The following is a 20,063-nucleotide window of genomic DNA, read 5'->3' on the forward strand; positions in this document are numbered from 1 at the left end:
TTTGCTACCTATTTTCCTTTTCCATTTAGAAATTCACAATAAGGAGCTATTGGACACACCTCGCAATTAGGTTTCCTAGCTTTACATATTTTTCTGCCATGCCATATAATGTAATGATGAGCATCGCTCCACATTTTTTTAGGAATATTTTTCATAAGCTTCTGCTCTACCTCGTAAACGTTCTTTCCTGGGGCAAGCCCTATTCTGTTTGATACTCTAAAAACGTGAGTATCTACAGCAATTGCCGGAATACCAAATGCATTAGATAAAACCACATTAGCAGTTTTTCTCCCGACTCCTGGTAGATCCATTAATTCTTCCATCGTGCTTGGCACTTCTCCATTATATTTTTCTAATATTAATTTTGTAGCTCCCAAAATATTTTTACTCTTATTATTATAAAATCCACAGCTTTTAATTTTTTCACCTAGTTCTAAGTCTGATAAAGCGATCATGGATTCTGGTGTATTATATTTCTTATACAACTTCTTTGTAACAATATTTACTCGATCATCTGTGCACTGTGCTGATAGTATGGTTGATACTAAAAGTTCATAATGCGTTGTAAAATCCAAGCCACACTTTGTCCCCGCATACGTTTCGTTAAGAATTTCAAGCACTGCTTTTATTGTTTTTTTATTCATATAAGTCACCTACTTTTCATTACTCAGCGCCAATTCCTTTAGCTCTTAATTTTTCGAGCATATCAATAGTCATTTTAGGCAAATTATATTCAGCAGTAAATCCCCATTCATTTTTAGCGCAGGTTGAATCCATTGAATTTGGCCATGAATTAGCTATTCCTTGTCTTACTGGATCTACATTATAATCCATTTTAAATCCTGGAATATGTTTTTTAATTTCATTAGCTATTTCTTCTGGTTCAAAACTCATAGCCGCAATATTAAATGCATTTCTGTGTATTAATTTTGATGCATCAGCTTCCATTAACTTAATTATTGCATTTATTGCATCTGGCATATACATCATGTCCATTTTTGTCCCGCTGCCAATGAATGAAGTGTATTTACCTGACCTTAATGCTTCATAATATATATCAACAGCATAATCTGTTGTCCCTCCACCTGGAAGAACTTCATAAGAAATTAAACCTGGGAAGCGTACTCCTCTTGTATCAACCCCAAATTTCTTATAGTAATAATCACATAATAATTCTCCTGAAACTTTATTTACACCATACATAGTTGTTGGTCTTTGGATTGTATCCTGAGGAGTATTATCTTTAGGTGTAGATGGTCCAAACGCCCCTATAGAGCTAGGTGTAAAGAACTTGCATTTAAGTTCTCTAGCAACCTCTAAAGCATTTACAAGTCCACCCATATTTATATTCCAAGCGAGTAGTTGTTTTGCTTCAGCTGTTGCTGATAATAAGGCTGCTAAATGAATTAATGAATCTATTTCATATTTTTTGCAAAGCTCAAGCATAGCTTTATGGTCAGTTACATCCAGTATTTCAAAAGGTCCTGAAGTAACTACTTGACTATCCTCAGATTTCCTTAAATCTGTAGCTATTACATTATTACTGCCATAAATTTCTCTCATTTTCATTACGAGTTCAGAACCTATTTGTCCTAATGCCCCTGTTACTAATATTTTTTTCATTTTACACCCTTCCTCTCTACATTAAATAAATATTCCTAATATTTAATATTAATTTAGGTATAACACCTAGTAATTATGTGTTATACCTAAATTAAATCAGCTCCTGCGGAGCTGCATATTCCTTATTTTATTATGTTCATTTCTCTGCCAACTTTCGCATAAGTAGCTAAAGCTTCATCTAACATTTCTTTTGTATGAGCTGCCGTGGGCATATTTCTTACTCTCCCAGTTCCCTTTCTAACAGTTGGAAATACTATCGATTTTGCGTAAACGCCTTCGGAAAATAGTTTCTTACTAAATTCTTGAGTTTTAACTTCGTCTCCTATTATACATGGAGTAATAGGAGTTTCACTATTTCCAATATTAAAGCCAAGTTCTTTTAAACCATTCTTTAAATAATTTGCATTTTCCCAAAGCCTATCATGTAACTCAGTGCTTTCTGTAAGAATATTAATAGCTTCAATAGCCGCACCTGCAGCTCCTGGAGTTAGTGATGTTGAGAATAGGAATGGTCTAGCACGAACCATGAGCCAATCAATTAGATTCTGCGATCCAGCTACATATCCACCTACAACTCCAATAGCCTTTGATAAAGTCCCAATTTGGAAATCTATTTTATCTGACAATCCAAAGTGATGTACAGTGCCTGTCCCTTTTCCAAGGACTCCTGAACCGTGAGCATCATCAACATATGTTATTAAGTCAAACTCTTCTGCTATCTTGACAATTTCCGGAAGTTTCGCAATGTCCCCATCCATAGAGAATACGCCATCGGTAATAACCATTATTTTTTCATATAAACCCGATTCTACTGCCTCTTTTGCCTTATTTCTTAAATCTACCATATCAGAGTGTTCTACTCTTATGATTTTCGCACCAGATAATCTACATCCATCTATTATTGATGCATGATTCAATGAATCTGAAAGAATTGCATCTTTTTTATTCATTACTGCTGAAATTGCGCCCATATTACAATTAAACCCTGACTGAAAAGCAATAGCTGCTTCTGTATGTTTAAATTTAGCAAGTTTTTGCTCTAATTCGATATGAATTTCTAAAGTACCATTTATTGTTCTAACAGCACCTGCTCCTGCACCATATTTTTTAGTTGCTTCAATAGTAGCCTCAATCATTCTAGGATTAGTAGCGAGACCTAAATAATTATTTGAAGATAAGTTAATTAATTTTTTATCTCCAATTGTAATAACAGGCCCATTTGAACTCTTTAGGGTATTTATCACATTATATAAACCTTTACTTTTCAAATCTTCTAAATTTTCTTTTAAAAATTTCCCAAGTACTTTACTTCCCATGTAACATACCTCCAACTTTTTATTTTTGAAATTCTCATTATAATCCATGAGAATTTCATATTTAATCATAACTCTATTATATATCATTTAATAGTAAAATGCCTTTAATTTATAAAATTTATTCCAATTTAATGTAAAAATTGTTTTTTATATACTTTTCGATCAAATAAAATCCATCATAAAGTTTTTTTCTTCATTTTTTTATACTAATGAAACTTTTCTTTCATTTACAATCGGAATATACTCCCCTATACTGCTCTGGTAGCATCACAGCTATACTTGACATTATTTCATGCATAACCCTATCATAATACTCGTTTTTATCCTCATCTTGGTTTTTACTTGGGAGTAAAACAGGCCCACCAATATTAATGTTTACATCTGCATAATTAAATCTTTCTGACGCCATGTCATTGTCATTAATTGATAGTAACTTTTCCGTTCCCCAAATACCTATTGGAACAATTGTTGCCTTTGATAATTTAGCCATTAATATAAGACCCTTCTTACCCTCTATCATTTTTCCATTTCTACTTCTAGTACCCTCTGGAAAAATCATAATGTTATTGCCTTGTTTTAGCGTACTAACAATTTTAGATATAGCTTCCTTATCTGCTGAATTAGGTTTTAACTTTATTGTCTTAGCAACGTGAAACCCTAATTTTGTAAGCTTATTATCTGTTAGCTTTACGCCGGCAACAAAAGTTACATTGTGGTCCTTTAATAACTTATTCATAACTATACCATCTGCATTGCTTAAATGATTGCATATGAAAATTATAGGAGATTTTATATCATTGATTTTCTCTATTCCGTGAGTTTTAATGTTTGCGTATTTATTAATATATGAATCAATTAGTTTATTTGCTATAAAGGATACAACTTTATCTGGCAAAATGTCTATTATTCTTAACACCGCTTTAGAAACCATCACAATTCCACCTTTCATAATAAATAATTATAACATTATTATAATTTTAAAAGCTTTAAAAGTCTATAATAATAATCTCTTATATAAGGCGATGTATCCTTCTCTATAGTTATAATTTTACATTTTTCTGTAATAACCTCATTAATCATTGCATTCCTCTTAAGTATATTTTTACCTCTCCATCCACAAGAAGTTATCTTGTACTTATCTTTAAATAACCGATTATCAATATTCATTAATGCTTGCACGTCGATTCTCTCCATATGTTCATAAGGTTTAAATTCTTCAATAGAGCTAAATTCAATTTCTTTATTAAAGTGACATACTCTCTGACAGGTATCACAGCCAAATAGTCTGCCATTTAATTTTTCGAACCAAAAATCCTCTATATCTTTTTTCTGTGTTATGTAGGATAGACATATATTTGAATCATTATTTATTCCTACTCTCCCTTTGACTATAGAATTTGTAGGGCATGCTGCTAAACACATCTCACAATCACCACATTTTTGCTTAAGTGGCTCGTCTGGCTCTATTACTAGATCTGTTATTATTTCTCCTAAAAAAACATATGAGCCGTACTTTTCAGTTATCAAAGTATTGTTTTTTCCTATGAATCCCACTCCACTACTGCACGCAATGTATCTTTCCGGAAGCGCATTGCTATCCACAAAGCACATAGCTTTTGCACCCATGCCTTCAATGAATTCGCAAATTTTTTCCATATACTCAATTGTAACAACATGATAATCTCTACCCATGGTATATTTTGAAAAATGCGTTCTCTGATTAAAATCTAAATCATATAGATATGGAAACGCAATAGAAATTATAGTTTTCCCACTGGGCATATATATAAATGGATTTATTCTATTATCTACAATTTGCTCCTCAAACTCATTTTCTAGCCCTAGTTCTTTTCTTTTCTCAAAATAAGGACTTAGCTCATAGAAAATTCTACATTTGCTAAATCCTATTACATCTAAGCCATTTTTTTTACAAAACTTTATTATTTCTTCTTTAATATCCATATTGTCTTTCCCTTTTATATTACCATATCGTTGTACATTCTTTTAGTTTCACCTGCATAATCCTTAATTTCTATTATAGTTGAATTCTTTACAAAAATTATTCTAGCAGGAATACCTACAGCAGTGGCCTTAGCTAATACATCTTTTAAAACTACAGCATTGGCACCAATCTTACTACCAGTTCCTATTTTAATTGGTCCCAAAATCTTTGCACCAGCACCCACCACCACATCACTGCCTAAAGTAGGATGCCTTTTTCCTGTATCCTTACCTGTTCCACCTAGTGTAACTCCTTGATACAAGGTCACATTGTCCCCAATTTCTGTAGTTTCTCCAATTACTACTCCCGTCCCATGATCTATAAATAATCCTTTTCCTATTTTAGCCCCTGGATGAATTTCTATTCCAGTAAAAAACCTAGCTAATTGAGATATAGATCTAGATATAAAATAGATTTTATGATTATATAATAAATGAGCTATTCTATATATTATTATAGCATGGATAGACGGATATAATAATATTACTTCTACCCAATTCTTAGCTGCTGGATCCTTTTCTAATACATTATTAATTTCGTATCCTAGCAATTTAAACATTTTAAACATATGATAATTCCCTCCTATAGAATTACATTTTGTGAATATCGAAATTCATATTCTTAGATATAAATTTCCATATATGTTAACCCACAGACTACTTATCTATAGAGTAGAAATAAATATTTTCACCTTGTTAAATCATCTCCTGCGGAGCTGCACCATCTTAGTAGACGATAAATTAACGACTTCAAAAGGAGAATTATACCCCCACTGAAGTTTTCTACTTGTTAGGGTAGTAACTCCCACTTATAGAAGTGGGAGACTTTCCTTCTGAAATGTCGTTAAAAATTTAATCATAGATTCCCATTGAAATATATTTTTCTCCTCCGTCAGGTGCAACAGTTACAATCTTTCTACCCTTGCCTACTTTACTCGCAATTTTCATAGCTGCTGCGATATTAGCCCCTGCTGAAATCCCTACTAATATGCCTTCTTCTTTAGCTATTCTTTTTGATATTTCGAAGGCCTCTTCATCAGAAATTTTTATTATTTCATCAACTACACTACTATCATAGATATCTGGCACAAAACCTGCTCCTATTCCTTGTATTTTATGAGGTCCAGGTTCCCCTCCTGATAATACGGGTGAGTTTTCTGGTTCAACCGCAACTACTTTAATTCCAAGTTTAACTTCTTTTAATCTTCTTCCTATCCCAGCAATTGTTCCTCCAGTTCCTACTCCAGCTACAAAAATATCTACGTCCTCTACATCTCTAATAATTTCTTCTGCAGTAGTATCATAATGTTTTTCTGGATTTGCTAAATTAATAAATTGTTGTGGCATAAAAAAGCTAGAATTCCCCTCCGCTATTTCTTTTGCCTTATTTATAGCACCCTTCATCCCTTTTATCCCCTCTGTAAGTACAAGTTGTGCTCCATATGACTTAATCAAATTGCGTCTTTCAACACTCATGCTATCTGGCATAACAATAATTACTTCATACCCTTTAATTCTTCCAATCATAGCCAAAGCTATTCCCATATTTCCACTGGTTGGTTCAACTATAGTAAATCCTTCTTTTAATATTCCTAGTTTTTCAGCTTTCTCTATCATTCCAAGGGCAGCTCTATCTTTTATACTTCCAGCTGGATTGTATTTTTCTAATTTCACAAAAATATCAGCCATATCACCCTTGACTAATTTATTTAATTTTAGAACCGGTGTTGCTCCTATCATATCTAAAACATTGTTATACATCATAATAATATCCCTCCAATTTTAAAATAAGTAATCCACCTTCAAAAGCTATCTATATTCCTGCATTCTTAGTATTTTAAATAAAAATCATCACGTATATAATTATACTTTTAATATTCCAAAAGTTTTTTGGGTACAAAAAAAACTCCCTCTAATTTAGAGACGAAGTTTTACTTCGTGGTCCACTCTAAGTTATAATCACTAAATTGATTATAAAGCCACTTTTTCAAGCACAGCGCTATGCTCTATCACTATAACGGGCGAATCCCGATGCAGCCTACCAAAGACACATTCATGTGACTTTTTCGGTGCATAACTCCAAAGGGCACTTCATATAAGTCGACCATAAGAATCCTCTCAGCTTTAGACTCTCTCTCTGTAAATTCTTCTTATATTACTTTCCTTCTTCTACGTATTTCCTAGTATTTCAGTATGAATTACTTTTCTTTATTATATTCTTAACATTAAAATATGTCAATACTATTTTTTTATTTATGTCATCATTATGATTGATTTATGATAATGTCTTACTATACCACATTTGATTATGTCCCAAATATGAAAACATTGTATAATAAACCTCATGACTAGAAATGAGGTGCCGATAATGAGAAAGGTGAATTTAACTATGGAAGAAATAGATAAGTACTCTACTATAAAAAAATTAGTAGAAACAGATGGAAATAAAAAGCGAGCAGCTATAGCTCTCAATTGTTCAGTTAGGCATATTAACAGAATGGTTAAGGGATATAAAGAAAGTGGAAAGGAATTCTTTATTCATGGTAATCGAGGGCGGAAGCCCTCACATGCCCTCACTGTTAATACAAAGCAGTTAATCCTGGATTTATACCGTACCAAATACTCTGAAGCCAATTTTACTCACTTTTCTGAATTACTAAAAAAACATCACAATATAACGGTTTCTACTAGCACTATTCACTCTATCCTTATACAGGATTTCATCCTGTCCCCTAAGGCGAAGCGTGCTACAAGAAAAAGGATCAAGGCAGAATTAAAAGAACTACAAAAAACAACTAATTCTATTAAAGAAATTGCTGAAATTCAAAGTTCCATAATTGCTGCCGAGGATGCACATCCTAGACGTCCAAGATGTGCTTATACAGGTGAAATGCTTCAAATGGATGCTTCGGTACATCTTTGGTTCGGTAATGAAAAAAGTCAGTTGCATATCGCTGTAGATGATGCCACTGGCGCTATTATGGGGGCTTATTTCGATCCACAGGAAACTTTAAACGGATACTATCATGTACTACACCAAGTGCTTACTGACTATGGTATTCCCTACATGTTATTCACTGATAGACGTACTGTATTTGAATATAAACAAAAAAAATCCCCTTCAGTTGAAGAGGACACATTTACACAGTTTAGCTATGCGTGTAAACAATTGGGTATAGAAATTAGAACCAGTAGTGTTGCACAAGCCAAGGGACGCGTAGAAAGAATGTTTCAGACGTTACAATCACGCCTCCCCTTGGAAATGCGACTAGCTGGTATAAACACAATTGAGCAAGCAAACGAATTCTTAAACTCCTACATAAAAGAATTCAATGCTCAGTTTGCATTACCTGTTGATGATATCAAATCTGTCTTTGAAATGCAACCAGATAATGAAAAAATCAACTTAACTCTTGCCGTATTGACTAGTAGGAAGGTAGATAACGGAAGCTGTATCAAATTTAAAAAGAATTACTATTTACCTATAGATTCCAATGGTCATCCTGTACATTATCGCAAAGGAACATCTGGAATGGTAATTCAGGCATTTAGTGACGAGATTTTCTTGTGTGTAGATGAAAAGGTTTATGCGCTAGATTTATTACCAGGGCATAAACTTTCCTCTAAGAACTTTGATTTAGTTGTTCCAAATGACCAACCTAGAAAACGCTACATACCACCAATGAGTCATCCTTGGAAACAAGATTCTTTTGAGCGGTATCTAAATAAACAGGCTCACCGCAGCGATAATGTAGCATAGGAACACTAAAAATCTGTTCATTTTAGATCTTTGAAAAAGACAATCTTCTAAGGTTTATTAAGTGAACCCAAAACATATCTCAATAATAGATTAAGAAACTGGCCAATGGAAGCAAAAGCTAATAAAATCAAATTGACAAAAATAACTGGATTCCCATTCACTAGCTACGCTAATATAAATGGAAGGATTCTTGCATACCCTCAAAAACAATTTTTCAGTTTTAATGACATTTCAGAAGGAGATGCTTTAATGCATCAAAAATTATAAGCCTACGGCTAAAAGATATTTAGGAAAGATTTTAGGAGAAATTTCAAAGTAACTAAATAATCTTATATCCAGTTTGCACAACATGCATTAGGTAATCAAAATCAATGTAAAAGCACCAGAAAAACTGGTGCTAATGTTTTAAATATTTTGGGACATTTTCAAAAATGCTTGACATACTATTTTTTTATTTATGTCATCATTTTTCACGTTTACATTTACGCAAATAAAAAAACCCATTAAAATAGGCTAACAGTTTTAATTTCACTTATATTGGTAAACCATAAAAGCTTACGTACTAAATGTTAGAATTCTTTATGTATTGCGAAGTGCTAACACCTATGTTATAACTTTGCTTTACCACATTTTCAGAAGAATCATAACCAATAGCTACGCTTCCGCAGGCAAAGACGCCAGCTATATTAGTTTGTGAACTTTCATTTAATTCAATTTTTCCTGTTGATTCATTAATTAGTATTTCTACTTGTTTTGCTAATTCATTGTCTGGATATAAGTTTACAGATAAAAGTAACGCATCACAAGAAATATATTCCTCACTATCTTTAATAACTTCATTATTTTTATTAATCTTTACTAAAGTTATCCCCTCAAGCCTTGTTTTGCCTTTGATATCCGCCACCTTCTGTTTTGTTCTTAAAGGTATATTAAAATCATTCAGCGAATCAATGAGCTCTTTGTCAGTTGCCTCAATAAAATCTTTACTTTCAACTACAGCTTTAACATTAGCTCCTTCAATTGCTAGCCTACTTGCTACTGTTAATGCAATATCTCCTGTACCCAATATAACTATTTCTTTTCCTGGCATATACCCTTCTATATTTATAAATTTCTGTGCACACCCCACCGTGTATATACCTGCACATCTACTACCTGGCAGATTTAAAAATCCTCTTGGCCTTTCTCTACATCCGGTCGCAATTATTATAGCTTTCGCTCCAATTTTAAAAATCCCATCACACGCATTCACTGCATTAATTTCTTTAGTATTACTTAAATCTAAAACAGTAGTATTTAATTTATATGAAATACCCAATTTATTAACTTTATCTATAAATTTCTGCACAAACTCCGGTCCTGTCAATTCTTCACTAAAAATATTCTTGCCAAATCCATTATGAATACACTGATTTATTGTTCCGCCTAATTGATTTTCTCTTTCTAAAATCAAAATTCTACATTTATAGTGCTCTTTAGCTGAAATAGCTGCTGCAAGGCCTGCTGTACCTCCCCCAATTACTACTATGTCATATAGTTGCATTACATACCCTCCAGTTTTTTTCAGATGCCTAACATTAAAATTTAATGATTCATTATAATGCATATTTAAATAAGTAACGTAAAAACCCGTGAAAATAATTTCACAGGTTTTATTTGGCAGGGGTAGTAGGACTCGAACCTACAACCAATGGTTTTGGAGACCACTACTCTACCAATTGAGCCATACCCCTTTATTAACTTTTAAAATGCAAAAATGTAAAAATGGCAGGGGTAGTAGGACTCGAACCTACAACCAATGGTTTTGGAGACCACTACTCTACCAATTGAGCCATACCCCTAAAATACATCTGAATTATATCACGTGTTATAAATAAAAGCAAGATTTTTTTATATTTTAATCTCTTAGGAAACACTGAGGCCTTTTCTTTTTCTATGTTTTAGGATAAAATATTTAGTGAGGTGAAACTTATGGAATACATAGTAACTACAGTAGACGAAACTTATAAAATAGGCGAACTAATAGGTTCACGTGTAAATTCAGGGGACATAGTTTGCTTAATTGGTGACTTAGGCACTGGCAAAACTCATTTAACAAAAGGAATTGCAAAAGGCTTAGATATAAAAGATCATATCACAAGCCCTACATTTACAATTGTAAATGAATATACAGGTCGCTTGAAATTATATCATTTTGATGTCTACAGGGTAAATGACCCTGACGAAATAGCAGCTATAGGCTTTGATGAATATATATTTAGTGATGGCGTTAGCATTATTGAATGGGCTAATTATATTGAAGAACTGATTCCACCCAATAATTTATCCATTACCATAGAAAAGCTTCCTAGATTGGGAGATGATTTCAGAAAGATTAACATCCGATATTCTGATAAAAGATATGATTATATAAAGGAGATAAAACTATGAAGATTTTAAGTCTGGATTCTGCTACACAATCAGCAACTTGTGCTATCCTTGACGATAACAAAGTTCTTGGTGAAATAACTTTTAATTATAAAAAACAACATTCTCAAATACTTATGCCTATAATTGACGAATTATTAAAAAATACAGGAATAAACATAAGTGATATTGATGCCTTTGTAGCATCAAAGGGGCCCGGTTCCTTTACAGGCCTTAGAATAGGGATGGCTACCATTAAGGGATTAAGCCAAGGCTCGAAAAAGCCTTTTGTAACTGTATCTACCTTAGATTCTTTAGCATATAACTTAGCATATACAGATGGACTTATTTGTCCTTTGCTAGATGCTTTAAGAGATAATGTTTATACTGCCTTATATACTTTTAATAATTACGAGCTCACCCGCATCAGTGACTATATTAATATTTCCTTAGATGAGTTAATAAATATGCTTAAAGAGAAAAATTGCAATATTTCCTTTGTAGGAGATGGAACCTTCAAATTCAAAGAAAAACTTATAGCAAATTTACCTAAAGCCAATTTTGCTCCAGCGCATTTAAACTTAGCTAAGGCTTCATCCCTAGGAGAATTAGGGCTCAACCTTTTATCTAATGGAACATTCGATGATATATACTCGTCAGTGCCTATTTACCTTAGGCAGCCGCAAGCTGAGAGGGAGTACCAAGAAAAGATGAGACAAATAAAAAATGAATAGCGATTTTAAAATTTTCCCAATGGACGCATCATCTATTAAATCCATACTCAATATTAGCGAGTTAAGCTTTCCTATTTCATGGAGCTACGAATCACTCCAAAGTGAACTAGATAATAAATTTGCTAAATATGTTGTATTAAAAAAGGGCAATTCTATAGTAGGCTACGGAGGAATGTGGCTAATTATAGATGAAGCCCATGTTACTAATGTTGCAGTTCACCCTGATGCCCGTGGTCATGGCGGCGGCGACCTCATAGTGGAAGCCTTATTTAAAATTTGCAGGAAACTAAAAGTTACAGCAATAACATTAGAGGTTAGAAGTTCAAATTTTGCTGCTATAAACTTATATCAAAAGTATGGCTTTGAAAATGAAGGCATTAGACGTCATTATTATGAAGATAACGGCGAAGATGCAGTAATTATGTGGAATCGACACCTATAGCAGATAGCGTAAAAAGACTAGCTCTTGCCAGTCTTTTTTTTATTCTCTACTAAAAATTTAGCAAGCACGAGAATAAAATGGTATAATGTGGGTGAACTGTTTAAAATATATTAGAGTAAGGGGTAATATTTATGACCAAAAAAATTATATTAGCACTATTTTTTGCATTACTATTGGTTGGATGCAATTCCTTAGCTAGTCCAACTTCCAGTAAAAGCACAATAGTTTCAGATGATTCTCAGAGTAAATCACCAAAACCAGTAGATAATTCGTCTAACATCCCACGCTTATCAACAACGCTTAAAGATCCGATTGTTAGAACATTTGATCAAACTGAAGGTGTGTCAAAAAAAATACCAATATTGATGTATCATCATCTACTAAAGAAAAAAGAAAACACATTTACAAATAATGGTGTAGTATTAAATCTTGAAAATTTTCAGCAACAAATGGACTACTTATACACTAATAAATACACTACAATAAATCTAACTGAATTAGAACAGTGGCTCTTAGGGAATATGGAACTACCTAAAAAATCAGTATGTATAACATTTGATGATGGATATTTAAGTAGCTACATTTATGCCTATCCTATTTTGAAGAAATATAATTTTAAAGCTGCACAATTTTTAATTACATCTTATGTTAAGGATAATAGTGTTGAATTTAACCCTAAAACACAACAATTCCTAAGTTGGAAAAATATTTCTGAAACTACTGATGTATTTGAATATTCAAACCATACCCATAATTTACATAAAACAGAGAATAACAAGGGTTATTTAATTACAAAACCTTTAGATTATGTAAAAAAAGATTTAATAAAAAATACGGAACTAACCGGCAGCCATTATCTTTCTTATCCTTATGGGCACCATAACGATGATGTATTAAACCTTCTGCCTAAAATAGGAATACGAATGGCTGTTACTGTTAATAATGGAAGCGTAAAGAGAGGAGATTCTTTACTAGAGCTAAATAGATATGGAATATATCCTAAAACATCCATATCTACATTTAAAAGCATGGTTAATTGTGAATGGTGAACAATTAAACTAAAGGATGGCTTCTGCATTGTGCAGAAGTCATCCTTTAGTTTGTTAATACCCTTTTTTTAAAATCTTTGAAATAAGTCCATATTTATATACCAGTGTTTTTTATATTTTTTGTTCTCTACTTTTGTATTCTCTCTCCATATTCTCTTTATGAAGTATAGGCGAAACACTCTTATATAAAGCTAAAGTCATTGCTGATAATACCATTCCTTTAAGTAAATTAAAAGGAATAATTGACCAAATAATGAAAGAATTTAAATCGACAATGTTATGATTTATTTTTGATCCCATTTCTATAACGGTAGCTACTGGGAATCCTAATACTTTTTCATATAAAGGTAAAACAACAAAATAGTTTAATATCCCTGCAAAAATCGACATACAAATTACTCCTATTAATAATCCAGCAATAGCTCCACCTTTACTTTTGCGGGTCTTGTAAATATATCCGGATACTAATACTAAACATGAACCCACTAGAAAATTTGCTACTTCTCCAACGAAGGCTGTTTTAGTAGCTAGCATTCCATGTAATATATTTTTAAAGAGTTCAATAACTACTCCAGCTATTGGTCCTAATGCAAAGGCCCCTAAAAGTGCTGGCAGGTCGCTGATGTCAATTTTTAAGAAATCAGGGAAAATCGGTATTGGTAACTCAATGTACATCAAAAGAAAAGCCATAACAGATAAAAGTGAAATTTTGATTAGTTTAACAAGTTTTTCGTCTCTCATTTTTAGTGCCCCCTAATTAACTATATCTCCTAGGGATGGATATAATACAAGCCCTGACATAGTACTATGCCAGGGCAAATTTATATATATCACATCTTCTTTTATCCAGACTATACTGTCGGCTTCGGAATCAAATCATCACCCAAGGGTGCTGTCTTAACGACTTCGGAAGGAAAACTGTCTTCCAAAATGTCGTTAAACCGAATCAGCCTTACGGCTCGCGGGCTTTACCGCCGGTGGGGAAATTAGCCCCGCCCTGAAGATTATTAAATTTTATTTTATAATTTAATTATATATAAGTACAGTAAAATAAGCAACATATTAATTAATTATTTTTCATTGATAATGATATTCTTTTTCTTTTCTCATCAACTTCTATCACACTAACCTCTACTATATCGCCAACCTTAACCACATCCAATGGATGCTTTACAAATTTATCTGATAACTGGCTTATATGCACTAACCCATCCTGATGAACTCCAATATCAACAAAAGCTCCAAAGTCAGACACATTTCTAACAGTACCCATAAGTTTCATTCCCGGTTTAAGATGGGACATTTGAACTACACCCGTTTTTAATATCGGCTTCGGTAGTTCTTCTCTTGGATCTCTACCAGGCTTTTTAATTTCTTTAATAATGTCTCTAAGAGTTGGAACACCTATCTCCAATATTTGTGCAAGCTCATCCATATTAATATTAATATCTTTTAGTCTATCATCCAAATCTTTAAAGTTTAAAGATTTAAGATCTTCTTTTGTGTACCTTAAAAAATCCAATAATTTTTTAGTAGCATTATACGTTTCTGGATGAATTGAGGTGTTATCTAAAAATTCATTACTCTCCATAACCCTTAAAAATCCTGCACATTGCTCATATGCTTTTGCTCCTAATCTTTTCACTTTTAATAATTCTTTTCTAGTTTTGAACTTACCATTTTCTTCTCTATACACTACAATATTTTGAGCTATAGCAGCATTTATCCCTGATATATAAGCTAATAAAGAGGGTGTTGCAATGTTAAGATCTACGCCAACAGCATTAACACAATCTTCAACTACTCCTTTTAAGGATTCATCGAGTTTTTTAGCTGCTACATCATGTTGGTATTGTCCAACTCCAATAGCTTTCGGGTCAATTTTCACAAGCTCCACTAATGGATCTTGAAGTCTTCGCCCTATAGAAATAGCTCCTCTAATAGATACATCTATATCTGGATATTCTTTAGATGCAAGCTCTGACGCTGAATATACTGAGGCTCCCGCTTCCGAGACTATAACATAGTACAAATCTTTTGAGCATTCATCCTTAAGTTCTTTAATTATCTGCTCTAAAATTTCTTCAGATTCACGACTAGCAGTCCCATTACCGAGTGACACTACTTCTACATTATGCTTAATTACCAATTTTTTAATAATATCTATAGATTTTTGAATACCGTCCTTACTGCCCGCAGTAGCGTATACTGTAGCTATATCTAAAAGCTTACCAGTATCATCAAGCACCGCTATTTTGCACCCTGTTCTAAACCCAGGATCAAATCCAAGCACTACCTTTCCTTTTATAGGTGACTGCATTAAGAGTGCCTTTAAATTAGCTTTAAATATTTCAATAGCGCTAGTTTCACCCTTTTCTGTGAGTCCGGACCTTATTTCTCTCTCAATTGATGGGAATATAAGTCTTTTTACGGAATCACCTATACTTAACTCTATATACTTATCAGTTTCATTATTCCCTTTTAAACATTTAGCTCTTAAGTACTGGGTAATCTTATCATTATCGGCTTTGATTTTCACAGAAAGTATCTTACTATTTTCTCCTCTATTTATAGCAAGAATTCTATGCGGTGGAATAGATTTAACCCCTTCTTTATACTCATAATACATTTCAAATGGAGTAGTATCATCAGAACCGCCTTTAGTTTCAACGTTTCCTTGATTATGCACTAATGCTCTAATCCACTTTCTGTAATCAGCTTCATCTGAAATCATTTCACTAATAATATCCCCAGCACCTTGAAGTGCGTCCGAAGTACTATTTACTGCCTTTTCTTCACTTAAGAATTTCTCTGCATACTCATTTATATCACCCTTAAACTCGCCGCATACAATAATTTCAGCTAAAGGTTTAAGCCCTTTTTCTATCGCAATGATAGCTCTAGTTCTTTTCTTAGGCTTAAAAGGTCTATATATATCCTCTATTTCTGTCAATGTCTCGCTTTTTCTTATTGACTCCTCAATTTCCGCTGTTAATTTTTCTTGTTCACCGATAAGACGTACTACATCTGTTTTTCGTTCTTCTAAGTTCCTAAGATATATAAGCCTCTCTGTAAAGTTTCTAAGGATTATATCATCAAGTCCCCCAGTTCTCTCTTTTCTATATCTAGCTATAAAAGGAACTGTATTCCCTTCATCTAATAATTCAATTACACTTTCCGCCTGTTCTTTAGTTATTGAAAATTCTTTAATTAATCTGTTATTTACATTTCCCATGTTTTTTAGCTATTTTTGTAAGTCACATTCAAATAAATAACAAGTCACTATGATACTTTATTTTCATGTACCTAAATAGCTATTCCTCCTCACATAATTTATATTTTAAATTTAATGGACTAAAATCAACATATTTAATCATACCACGAATTCTATCCTCATATCTATACACTATATAGAAATTTTTAGGAGAAATATTTGAAAGGTTAATATGGTCTTGTCTTTTAACCCTTTGTCTTATATTGTTTTTTTATAGTTAACACATATATTATACCCCTATAAATGAGCGAAAATGATTCCACCAATTTCCATATATCAAAAAAAGAAAAACATTTATACATTCTCCTGTTATAATTAAGTCACTACACAAAATACAACTAAGGAGAAAACATAAATGTTTAATAACTCAATTGTAACAAAATCATCGACAATATACAAATTTTTAATTGAATTAAAGATAACTCTTTATCTCACAACTCCTCAAATTCATCATCTAATATTATTTATAAATTCTATGGTGACAAAAGGCTACTGTGGAAAAGTAACCGACGTTTCAGATTTTATGCCGGTTAGGCATAGGACTAATATTGGAAAGTTTCTATCGGAGAGTCCATGGGACGAAAACTTTGTTGAAAAAGCCCTAAAAAAACGTGTAATTATGAGAATATGGGAGACGTCTAAAACAACTGGTAAACCTATTTATGTTGTAATAGATGACACTATTTCGGAGAAGACTGTGCCCTCGTCAAAGGCTAAGAAACCTACTGAAAAATGTGGATTCCACCATTCTCATTTAAAAGGTAAAACAGTTTATGGTCATCAATTAGTTACCGTTATGTTACTGTGCGATACACTTGTGATGCCATATACTATGGCGATATACGACAAAGAAAATATGAGTAAAATCCAAATGGCAATTGAGTTTATAAAATCATTACCCAAACCAGTAAATGAAGGTTATGTTTTATGTGATAGTTGGTATAGTAATAAAAAATTGTTCGCAGTTTCTAAAGGATCAGGCTACGCCTATATTGGTGGTCTAAGAACAAATAGAGTGATATATCCAAAAGGTCGTGAAAAACTTGGAATTAAGCTTAATCATATGTGCGAGATATTAACTAAGGATGATGTCGACCTAGTCAAAGTTGGCAACAATGAATATTTTGTCTACACATATAGAGGCAAGCTTAATGATGCAAATGATTCTTTGATAGCTCTTTGTTGGCCTAAAGAGGCTCTATTTAAACCTGGTTGCTTAAGAGCATTCATAAGTCTAGATACTACTATTACTACTGAAGAACTCCTAAATCACTATAAATTTAGATGGCCAATTGAAACCTTTTTTAGAGAAACTAAAAAACATCTTGGTTTAAATCATTACCAAGTAAGAAGTAACCGAAGTATAAACAGATACTTCTTGCTGCTAATGATTACCTACGTATATTGCGAATTGGAAGTAAGCAATGGCACGTTAAATTTTAACGTTGGTATTAAGAATGCAAGAAACCAATCTAAAAAAGAAAGGGTATCTTGGATCTTTAATCAAGCTGACCTAGGAAATTCTCTTGAAGCTATTTTTAAAACACTAAAAATAGCTTAGGACAATTGACATTAATTTATAATGGAATAATTTGTTATAAAATTCGCTCGTTTATAGATACCCTATATAGATTCAAAAAAATGGTTTGGTAACAAAGAGCTAGCTTTCGATTATCTCTTTGTTAACCTCACAAGCGGTATTAATAATCCTTACGAATTGTTTTCTTGACATATTATTATTTTTATTCTATGATTGATTTTATAGTGCCCTTTTACGGGTTTTTTTGTATTTATTTTATAATATTTTATTGAATCGGAGGAAAATAATTATGGCAAAAGGAAAAAAATTTGTAGAATCTATTACCTCTATGGAAGAAGATTTTGCAAAATGGTATACCGATATTGTAAAAAAAGCGGAACTTGCTGATTATGCGAGCGTTAGAGGTTGCATGGTAATAAGACCTTATGGCTATGCAATTTGGGAAAATATTCAAAAAACTTTAGATCAAATGTTTAAAGATACAGGTCATGAAAATGTATATATGCCAATGTTCATTCCTGAGAGCTTACTTCAAAAGGAAGCAGATCATGTTAAAGGCTTTGCACCAGAGGTTGCTTGGGTAACACACGGAGGCAACGAGCTACTAGCAGAGAGACTTTGCGTTAGGCCAACTTCTGAAACATTATTTTGTGATCACTATTCAAAAATAATTCAATCTTACAATGATCTTCCTAAATTATATAATCAATGGTGTTCCGTTGTGCGTTGCGAAAAAACCACAAGACCTTTTCTTAGAAGTTCAGAGTTTTTATGGCAAGAAGGCCATACCGCTCATGCAACGGCGAAAGAAGCAAAAGAGGAAACTCTTAGAATGCTTAATATATATTCAACCTTTTGTGAAGAAACCCTTGCTATTCCAGTTATAAAAGGTAAGAAAACAGAAAAAGAAAAGTTTGCAGGAGCAAATGAAACTTATACAATTGAAAGTTTAATGCATGATGGAAAAGCACTTCAATGTGGTACTTCTCATAATTTTGGAGATGGTTTTGCAAGAGCATTTAACATACAGTATTCAGATAAAACTGGTAAACTTGCTTATGTTCACCAAACTTCTTGGGGAATGTCTACAAGACTTATCGGGGCTTTAATTATGGTTCACGGTGATGATAATGGTCTAATACTGCCACCAGCAGTAGCTCCAATTCAACTTATCATAGTTCCAATTGCACCTCATAAAGAAGGCGTAATTGAAAAAGCTACAGAACTTAAAAATATATTATCAAAGCTTTCACGTGTAAAAATGGATATTAGCGATAAAATGGCTGGATGGAAATTTAGCGAATACGAAATGAAAGGTGTTCCGCTACGTTTAGAAGTTGGTCCAAAAGATATAGAAAATAATCAAGTAGTACTTGTGAGACGTGATAGTCGCGAAAAAATAATTGTTCCAATGTCAGAACTCGAAACAAAAGTACCTGAGATTTTAAAAGATATTCAAAAATCTTTATTTGAAAAAGCTAAAAATGCACAAGATACCCGAACCTTTAACGCAAGCACCGTAGAAGAATTAAAAGAACTTCTTGATGAAACTTTAGGATTTGTTAGCGCTCCATGGTGTGGAGAGCTCGCTTGTGAAGAAAAAGTAAAAGAAGTAGCCGGTGCGTCTTCTAGATGCATGCCATTTAATATGCCAGAAGAAAAAGGCGTTTGCTTATGTTGTGGAAAACCATCTAAAGCTACAGTTATTTGGGGAAGAGCTTATTAAATTTAAATATAAAAGCGATTGGTTTATGCCAATCGCTTTTAATTTTTTAAATTTATACCTTAATAAATCGCGATATACTTCTATCCCCTCTTGGTAAATTGATTAAATCGTTACCTGTAGCAATGCAATATTAGCAACTTATGGTTATACTTTTTATTGAATACCTGTATTATTTTGTTATACTAATAACAA

The 20,063-nt window shown here is 32.8% G+C and carries 18 protein-coding genes, 2 tRNA genes and 1 riboswitch; of the genes, 8 read left to right on the top strand and 12 right to left on the bottom strand.

The window, feature by feature from the left end:
* Positions 1–8: 8 nt before the first annotated feature.
* The 7 genes from nth to cysK form a co-directional block, all read right to left on the bottom strand.
* The gene (nth, locus tag ACWJKP_RS19050; RefSeq protein ID WP_165413625.1) at positions 9–644 is read right to left on the bottom strand and encodes an endonuclease III; all 636 of its coding nucleotides are present in this window, start codon (positions 642–644) and stop codon (positions 9–11) included.
* Positions 645–663: 19 nt separating this feature from the next.
* Positions 664–1,623, bottom strand: coding sequence for an L-threonine 3-dehydrogenase (locus ACWJKP_RS19055; RefSeq protein WP_462961351.1), 960 nt, complete (start codon positions 1,621–1,623; stop codon positions 664–666).
* Positions 1,624–1,745: 122 nt separating this feature from the next.
* Complete coding sequence (locus tag ACWJKP_RS19060; RefSeq protein WP_165413623.1) at positions 1,746–2,939, bottom strand: glycine C-acetyltransferase; 1,194 nt, start codon at positions 2,937–2,939, stop codon at positions 1,746–1,748.
* 223 nt (positions 2,940–3,162) lie between these two features.
* Positions 3,163–3,870 carry a lysophospholipid acyltransferase family protein gene (locus ACWJKP_RS19065; RefSeq protein ID WP_165413622.1) on the bottom strand — a complete coding sequence of 236 codons (708 nt, stop codon included), beginning with the start codon at positions 3,868–3,870 and terminating at the stop codon, positions 3,163–3,165.
* Positions 3,871–3,908: 38 nt separating this feature from the next.
* Positions 3,909–4,901 carry a tRNA epoxyqueuosine(34) reductase QueG gene (gene queG / locus ACWJKP_RS19070; protein WP_165413621.1) on the bottom strand — a complete coding sequence of 331 codons (993 nt, stop codon included), beginning with the start codon at positions 4,899–4,901 and terminating at the stop codon, positions 3,909–3,911.
* 14 nt (positions 4,902–4,915) lie between these two features.
* Positions 4,916–5,509, bottom strand: a complete 594-nt coding sequence (gene epsC / locus ACWJKP_RS19075; RefSeq protein WP_187351438.1) for a serine O-acetyltransferase EpsC — start codon at positions 5,507–5,509, stop codon at positions 4,916–4,918.
* Between the two features lie 283 nt (positions 5,510–5,792).
* Complete coding sequence (gene cysK, locus ACWJKP_RS19080; protein ID WP_165413620.1) at positions 5,793–6,704, bottom strand: cysteine synthase A; 912 nt, start codon at positions 6,702–6,704, stop codon at positions 5,793–5,795.
* Positions 6,705–7,329: 625 nt separating this feature from the next.
* Between cysK and ACWJKP_RS19085 the strand changes: the two genes are divergently transcribed.
* Both ACWJKP_RS19085 and ACWJKP_RS19090 read left to right on the top strand, forming a co-directional pair.
* Positions 7,330–8,700 carry an ISNCY family transposase gene (locus ACWJKP_RS19085; protein ID WP_462961669.1) on the top strand — a complete coding sequence of 457 codons (1,371 nt, stop codon included), beginning with the start codon at positions 7,330–7,332 and terminating at the stop codon, positions 8,698–8,700.
* Between the two features lie 105 nt (positions 8,701–8,805).
* A complete protein-coding gene (locus ACWJKP_RS19090; RefSeq protein ID WP_165415094.1) occupies positions 8,806–8,967 on the top strand; it encodes a hypothetical protein in 162 nt (53 codons plus the stop codon).
* 295 nt (positions 8,968–9,262) lie between these two features.
* On the opposite strand, the gene ACWJKP_RS19095 is transcribed toward ACWJKP_RS19090, so the two are convergent.
* The 3 genes from ACWJKP_RS19095 to ACWJKP_RS19105 all read right to left on the bottom strand — a co-directional run bounded on the left by ACWJKP_RS19095 (position 9,263) and on the right by ACWJKP_RS19105 (position 10,541).
* Positions 9,263–10,243 carry an NAD(P)/FAD-dependent oxidoreductase gene (locus tag ACWJKP_RS19095; protein WP_165414857.1) on the bottom strand — a complete coding sequence of 327 codons (981 nt, stop codon included), beginning with the start codon at positions 10,241–10,243 and terminating at the stop codon, positions 9,263–9,265.
* 114 nt (positions 10,244–10,357) lie between these two features.
* A tRNA-Trp gene (locus ACWJKP_RS19100) sits at positions 10,358–10,433 on the bottom strand.
* 32 nt (positions 10,434–10,465) lie between these two features.
* Positions 10,466–10,541: transfer RNA gene (locus tag ACWJKP_RS19105), tRNA-Trp, on the bottom strand.
* Between the two features lie 130 nt (positions 10,542–10,671).
* On the opposite strand from ACWJKP_RS19105, the gene tsaE reads away from it, so the two are divergent.
* The 4 genes from tsaE (at position 10,672) to ACWJKP_RS19125 (ending at position 13,331) form a co-directional block, all read left to right on the top strand.
* Positions 10,672–11,130 carry a tRNA (adenosine(37)-N6)-threonylcarbamoyltransferase complex ATPase subunit type 1 TsaE gene (tsaE, locus tag ACWJKP_RS19110; protein WP_165414856.1) on the top strand — a complete coding sequence of 153 codons (459 nt, stop codon included), beginning with the start codon at positions 10,672–10,674 and terminating at the stop codon, positions 11,128–11,130.
* Positions 11,127–11,840 carry a tRNA (adenosine(37)-N6)-threonylcarbamoyltransferase complex dimerization subunit type 1 TsaB gene (tsaB, locus tag ACWJKP_RS19115; RefSeq protein ID WP_165414855.1) on the top strand — a complete coding sequence of 238 codons (714 nt, stop codon included), beginning with the start codon at positions 11,127–11,129 and terminating at the stop codon, positions 11,838–11,840. The genes tsaE and tsaB overlap by 4 nt, the downstream gene beginning before the upstream one ends.
* Positions 11,833–12,282 (top strand): ribosomal protein S18-alanine N-acetyltransferase, encoded by a 450-nt coding sequence (gene rimI / locus ACWJKP_RS19120; protein WP_165414854.1) that lies wholly within the window; start codon positions 11,833–11,835, stop codon positions 12,280–12,282. The genes tsaB and rimI overlap by 8 nt, the downstream gene beginning before the upstream one ends.
* Positions 12,283–12,413: 131 nt before the next feature.
* Positions 12,414–13,331 (top strand): polysaccharide deacetylase family protein, encoded by a 918-nt coding sequence (locus ACWJKP_RS19125; protein ID WP_165414853.1) that lies wholly within the window; start codon positions 12,414–12,416, stop codon positions 13,329–13,331.
* A 111-nt stretch (positions 13,332–13,442) separates the two neighbouring features.
* Here ACWJKP_RS19125 and ACWJKP_RS19130 read toward each other — a convergent pair whose 3' ends face one another.
* Positions 13,443–14,072, bottom strand: coding sequence for an ECF transporter S component (locus ACWJKP_RS19130; RefSeq protein WP_165414852.1), 630 nt, complete (start codon positions 14,070–14,072; stop codon positions 13,443–13,445).
* A gap of 89 nt (positions 14,073–14,161) precedes the next feature.
* Positions 14,162–14,340, bottom strand: a riboswitch (FMN riboswitch).
* A 57-nt stretch (positions 14,341–14,397) separates the two neighbouring features.
* Positions 14,398–16,566, bottom strand: a complete 2,169-nt coding sequence (locus ACWJKP_RS19135) for a Tex family protein (RefSeq protein WP_165414851.1) — start codon at positions 16,564–16,566, stop codon at positions 14,398–14,400.
* A 394-nt stretch (positions 16,567–16,960) separates the two neighbouring features.
* On the opposite strand from ACWJKP_RS19135, the gene ACWJKP_RS19140 reads away from it, so the two are divergent.
* A complete protein-coding gene (locus ACWJKP_RS19140) occupies positions 16,961–18,166 on the top strand; it encodes an IS701 family transposase (RefSeq protein WP_224578714.1) in 1,206 nt (401 codons plus the stop codon).
* Between the two features lie 268 nt (positions 18,167–18,434).
* Positions 18,435–19,871, top strand: a complete 1,437-nt coding sequence (gene proS / locus ACWJKP_RS19145; protein ID WP_462961352.1) for a proline--tRNA ligase — start codon at positions 18,435–18,437, stop codon at positions 19,869–19,871.
* The last annotated feature ends 192 nt before the right edge of the window (positions 19,872–20,063 follow it).

This window comes from Clostridium sp. CM037 (genome assembly GCF_055081095.1).

Excerpts from the sequence above, each read along its gene's own strand:
- proS (WP_462961352.1), top strand. The coding sequence starts at position 18,435 with ATGGCAAAAGGAAAAAAATTTGTAGAATCTATTACCTCTATGGAAGAA.
- ACWJKP_RS19060 (WP_165413623.1), bottom strand. The coding sequence starts at position 2,939 with ATGGGAAGTAAAGTACTTGGGAAATTTTTAAAAGAAAATTTAGAAGAT.
- cysK (WP_165413620.1), bottom strand. The coding sequence starts at position 6,704 with ATGATGTATAACAATGTTTTAGATATGATAGGAGCAACACCGGTTCTA.
- ACWJKP_RS19065 (WP_165413622.1), bottom strand. The coding sequence starts at position 3,870 with ATGGTTTCTAAAGCGGTGTTAAGAATAATAGACATTTTGCCAGATAAA.
- ACWJKP_RS19140 (WP_224578714.1), top strand. The coding sequence starts at position 16,961 with ATGTTTAATAACTCAATTGTAACAAAATCATCGACAATATACAAATTT.
- tsaB (WP_165414855.1), top strand. The coding sequence starts at position 11,127 with ATGAAGATTTTAAGTCTGGATTCTGCTACACAATCAGCAACTTGTGCT.
- ACWJKP_RS19085 (WP_462961669.1), top strand. The coding sequence starts at position 7,330 with ATGGAAGAAATAGATAAGTACTCTACTATAAAAAAATTAGTAGAAACA.
- ACWJKP_RS19055 (WP_462961351.1), bottom strand. The coding sequence starts at position 1,623 with ATGAAAAAAATATTAGTAACAGGGGCATTAGGACAAATAGGTTCTGAA.
- ACWJKP_RS19125 (WP_165414853.1), top strand. The coding sequence starts at position 12,414 with ATGACCAAAAAAATTATATTAGCACTATTTTTTGCATTACTATTGGTT.
- tsaE (WP_165414856.1), top strand. The coding sequence starts at position 10,672 with ATGGAATACATAGTAACTACAGTAGACGAAACTTATAAAATAGGCGAA.
- queG (WP_165413621.1), bottom strand. The coding sequence starts at position 4,901 with ATGGATATTAAAGAAGAAATAATAAAGTTTTGTAAAAAAAATGGCTTA.
- ACWJKP_RS19130 (WP_165414852.1), bottom strand. The coding sequence starts at position 14,072 with ATGAGAGACGAAAAACTTGTTAAACTAATCAAAATTTCACTTTTATCT.
- ACWJKP_RS19135 (WP_165414851.1), bottom strand. The coding sequence starts at position 16,566 with ATGGGAAATGTAAATAACAGATTAATTAAAGAATTTTCAATAACTAAA.
- ACWJKP_RS19090 (WP_165415094.1), top strand. The coding sequence starts at position 8,806 with ATGGAAGCAAAAGCTAATAAAATCAAATTGACAAAAATAACTGGATTC.
- nth (WP_165413625.1), bottom strand. The coding sequence starts at position 644 with ATGAATAAAAAAACAATAAAAGCAGTGCTTGAAATTCTTAACGAAACG.
- rimI (WP_165414854.1), top strand. The coding sequence starts at position 11,833 with ATGAATAGCGATTTTAAAATTTTCCCAATGGACGCATCATCTATTAAA.
- ACWJKP_RS19095 (WP_165414857.1), bottom strand. The coding sequence starts at position 10,243 with ATGCAACTATATGACATAGTAGTAATTGGGGGAGGTACAGCAGGCCTT.
- epsC (WP_187351438.1), bottom strand. The coding sequence starts at position 5,509 with ATGTTTAAAATGTTTAAATTGCTAGGATACGAAATTAATAATGTATTA.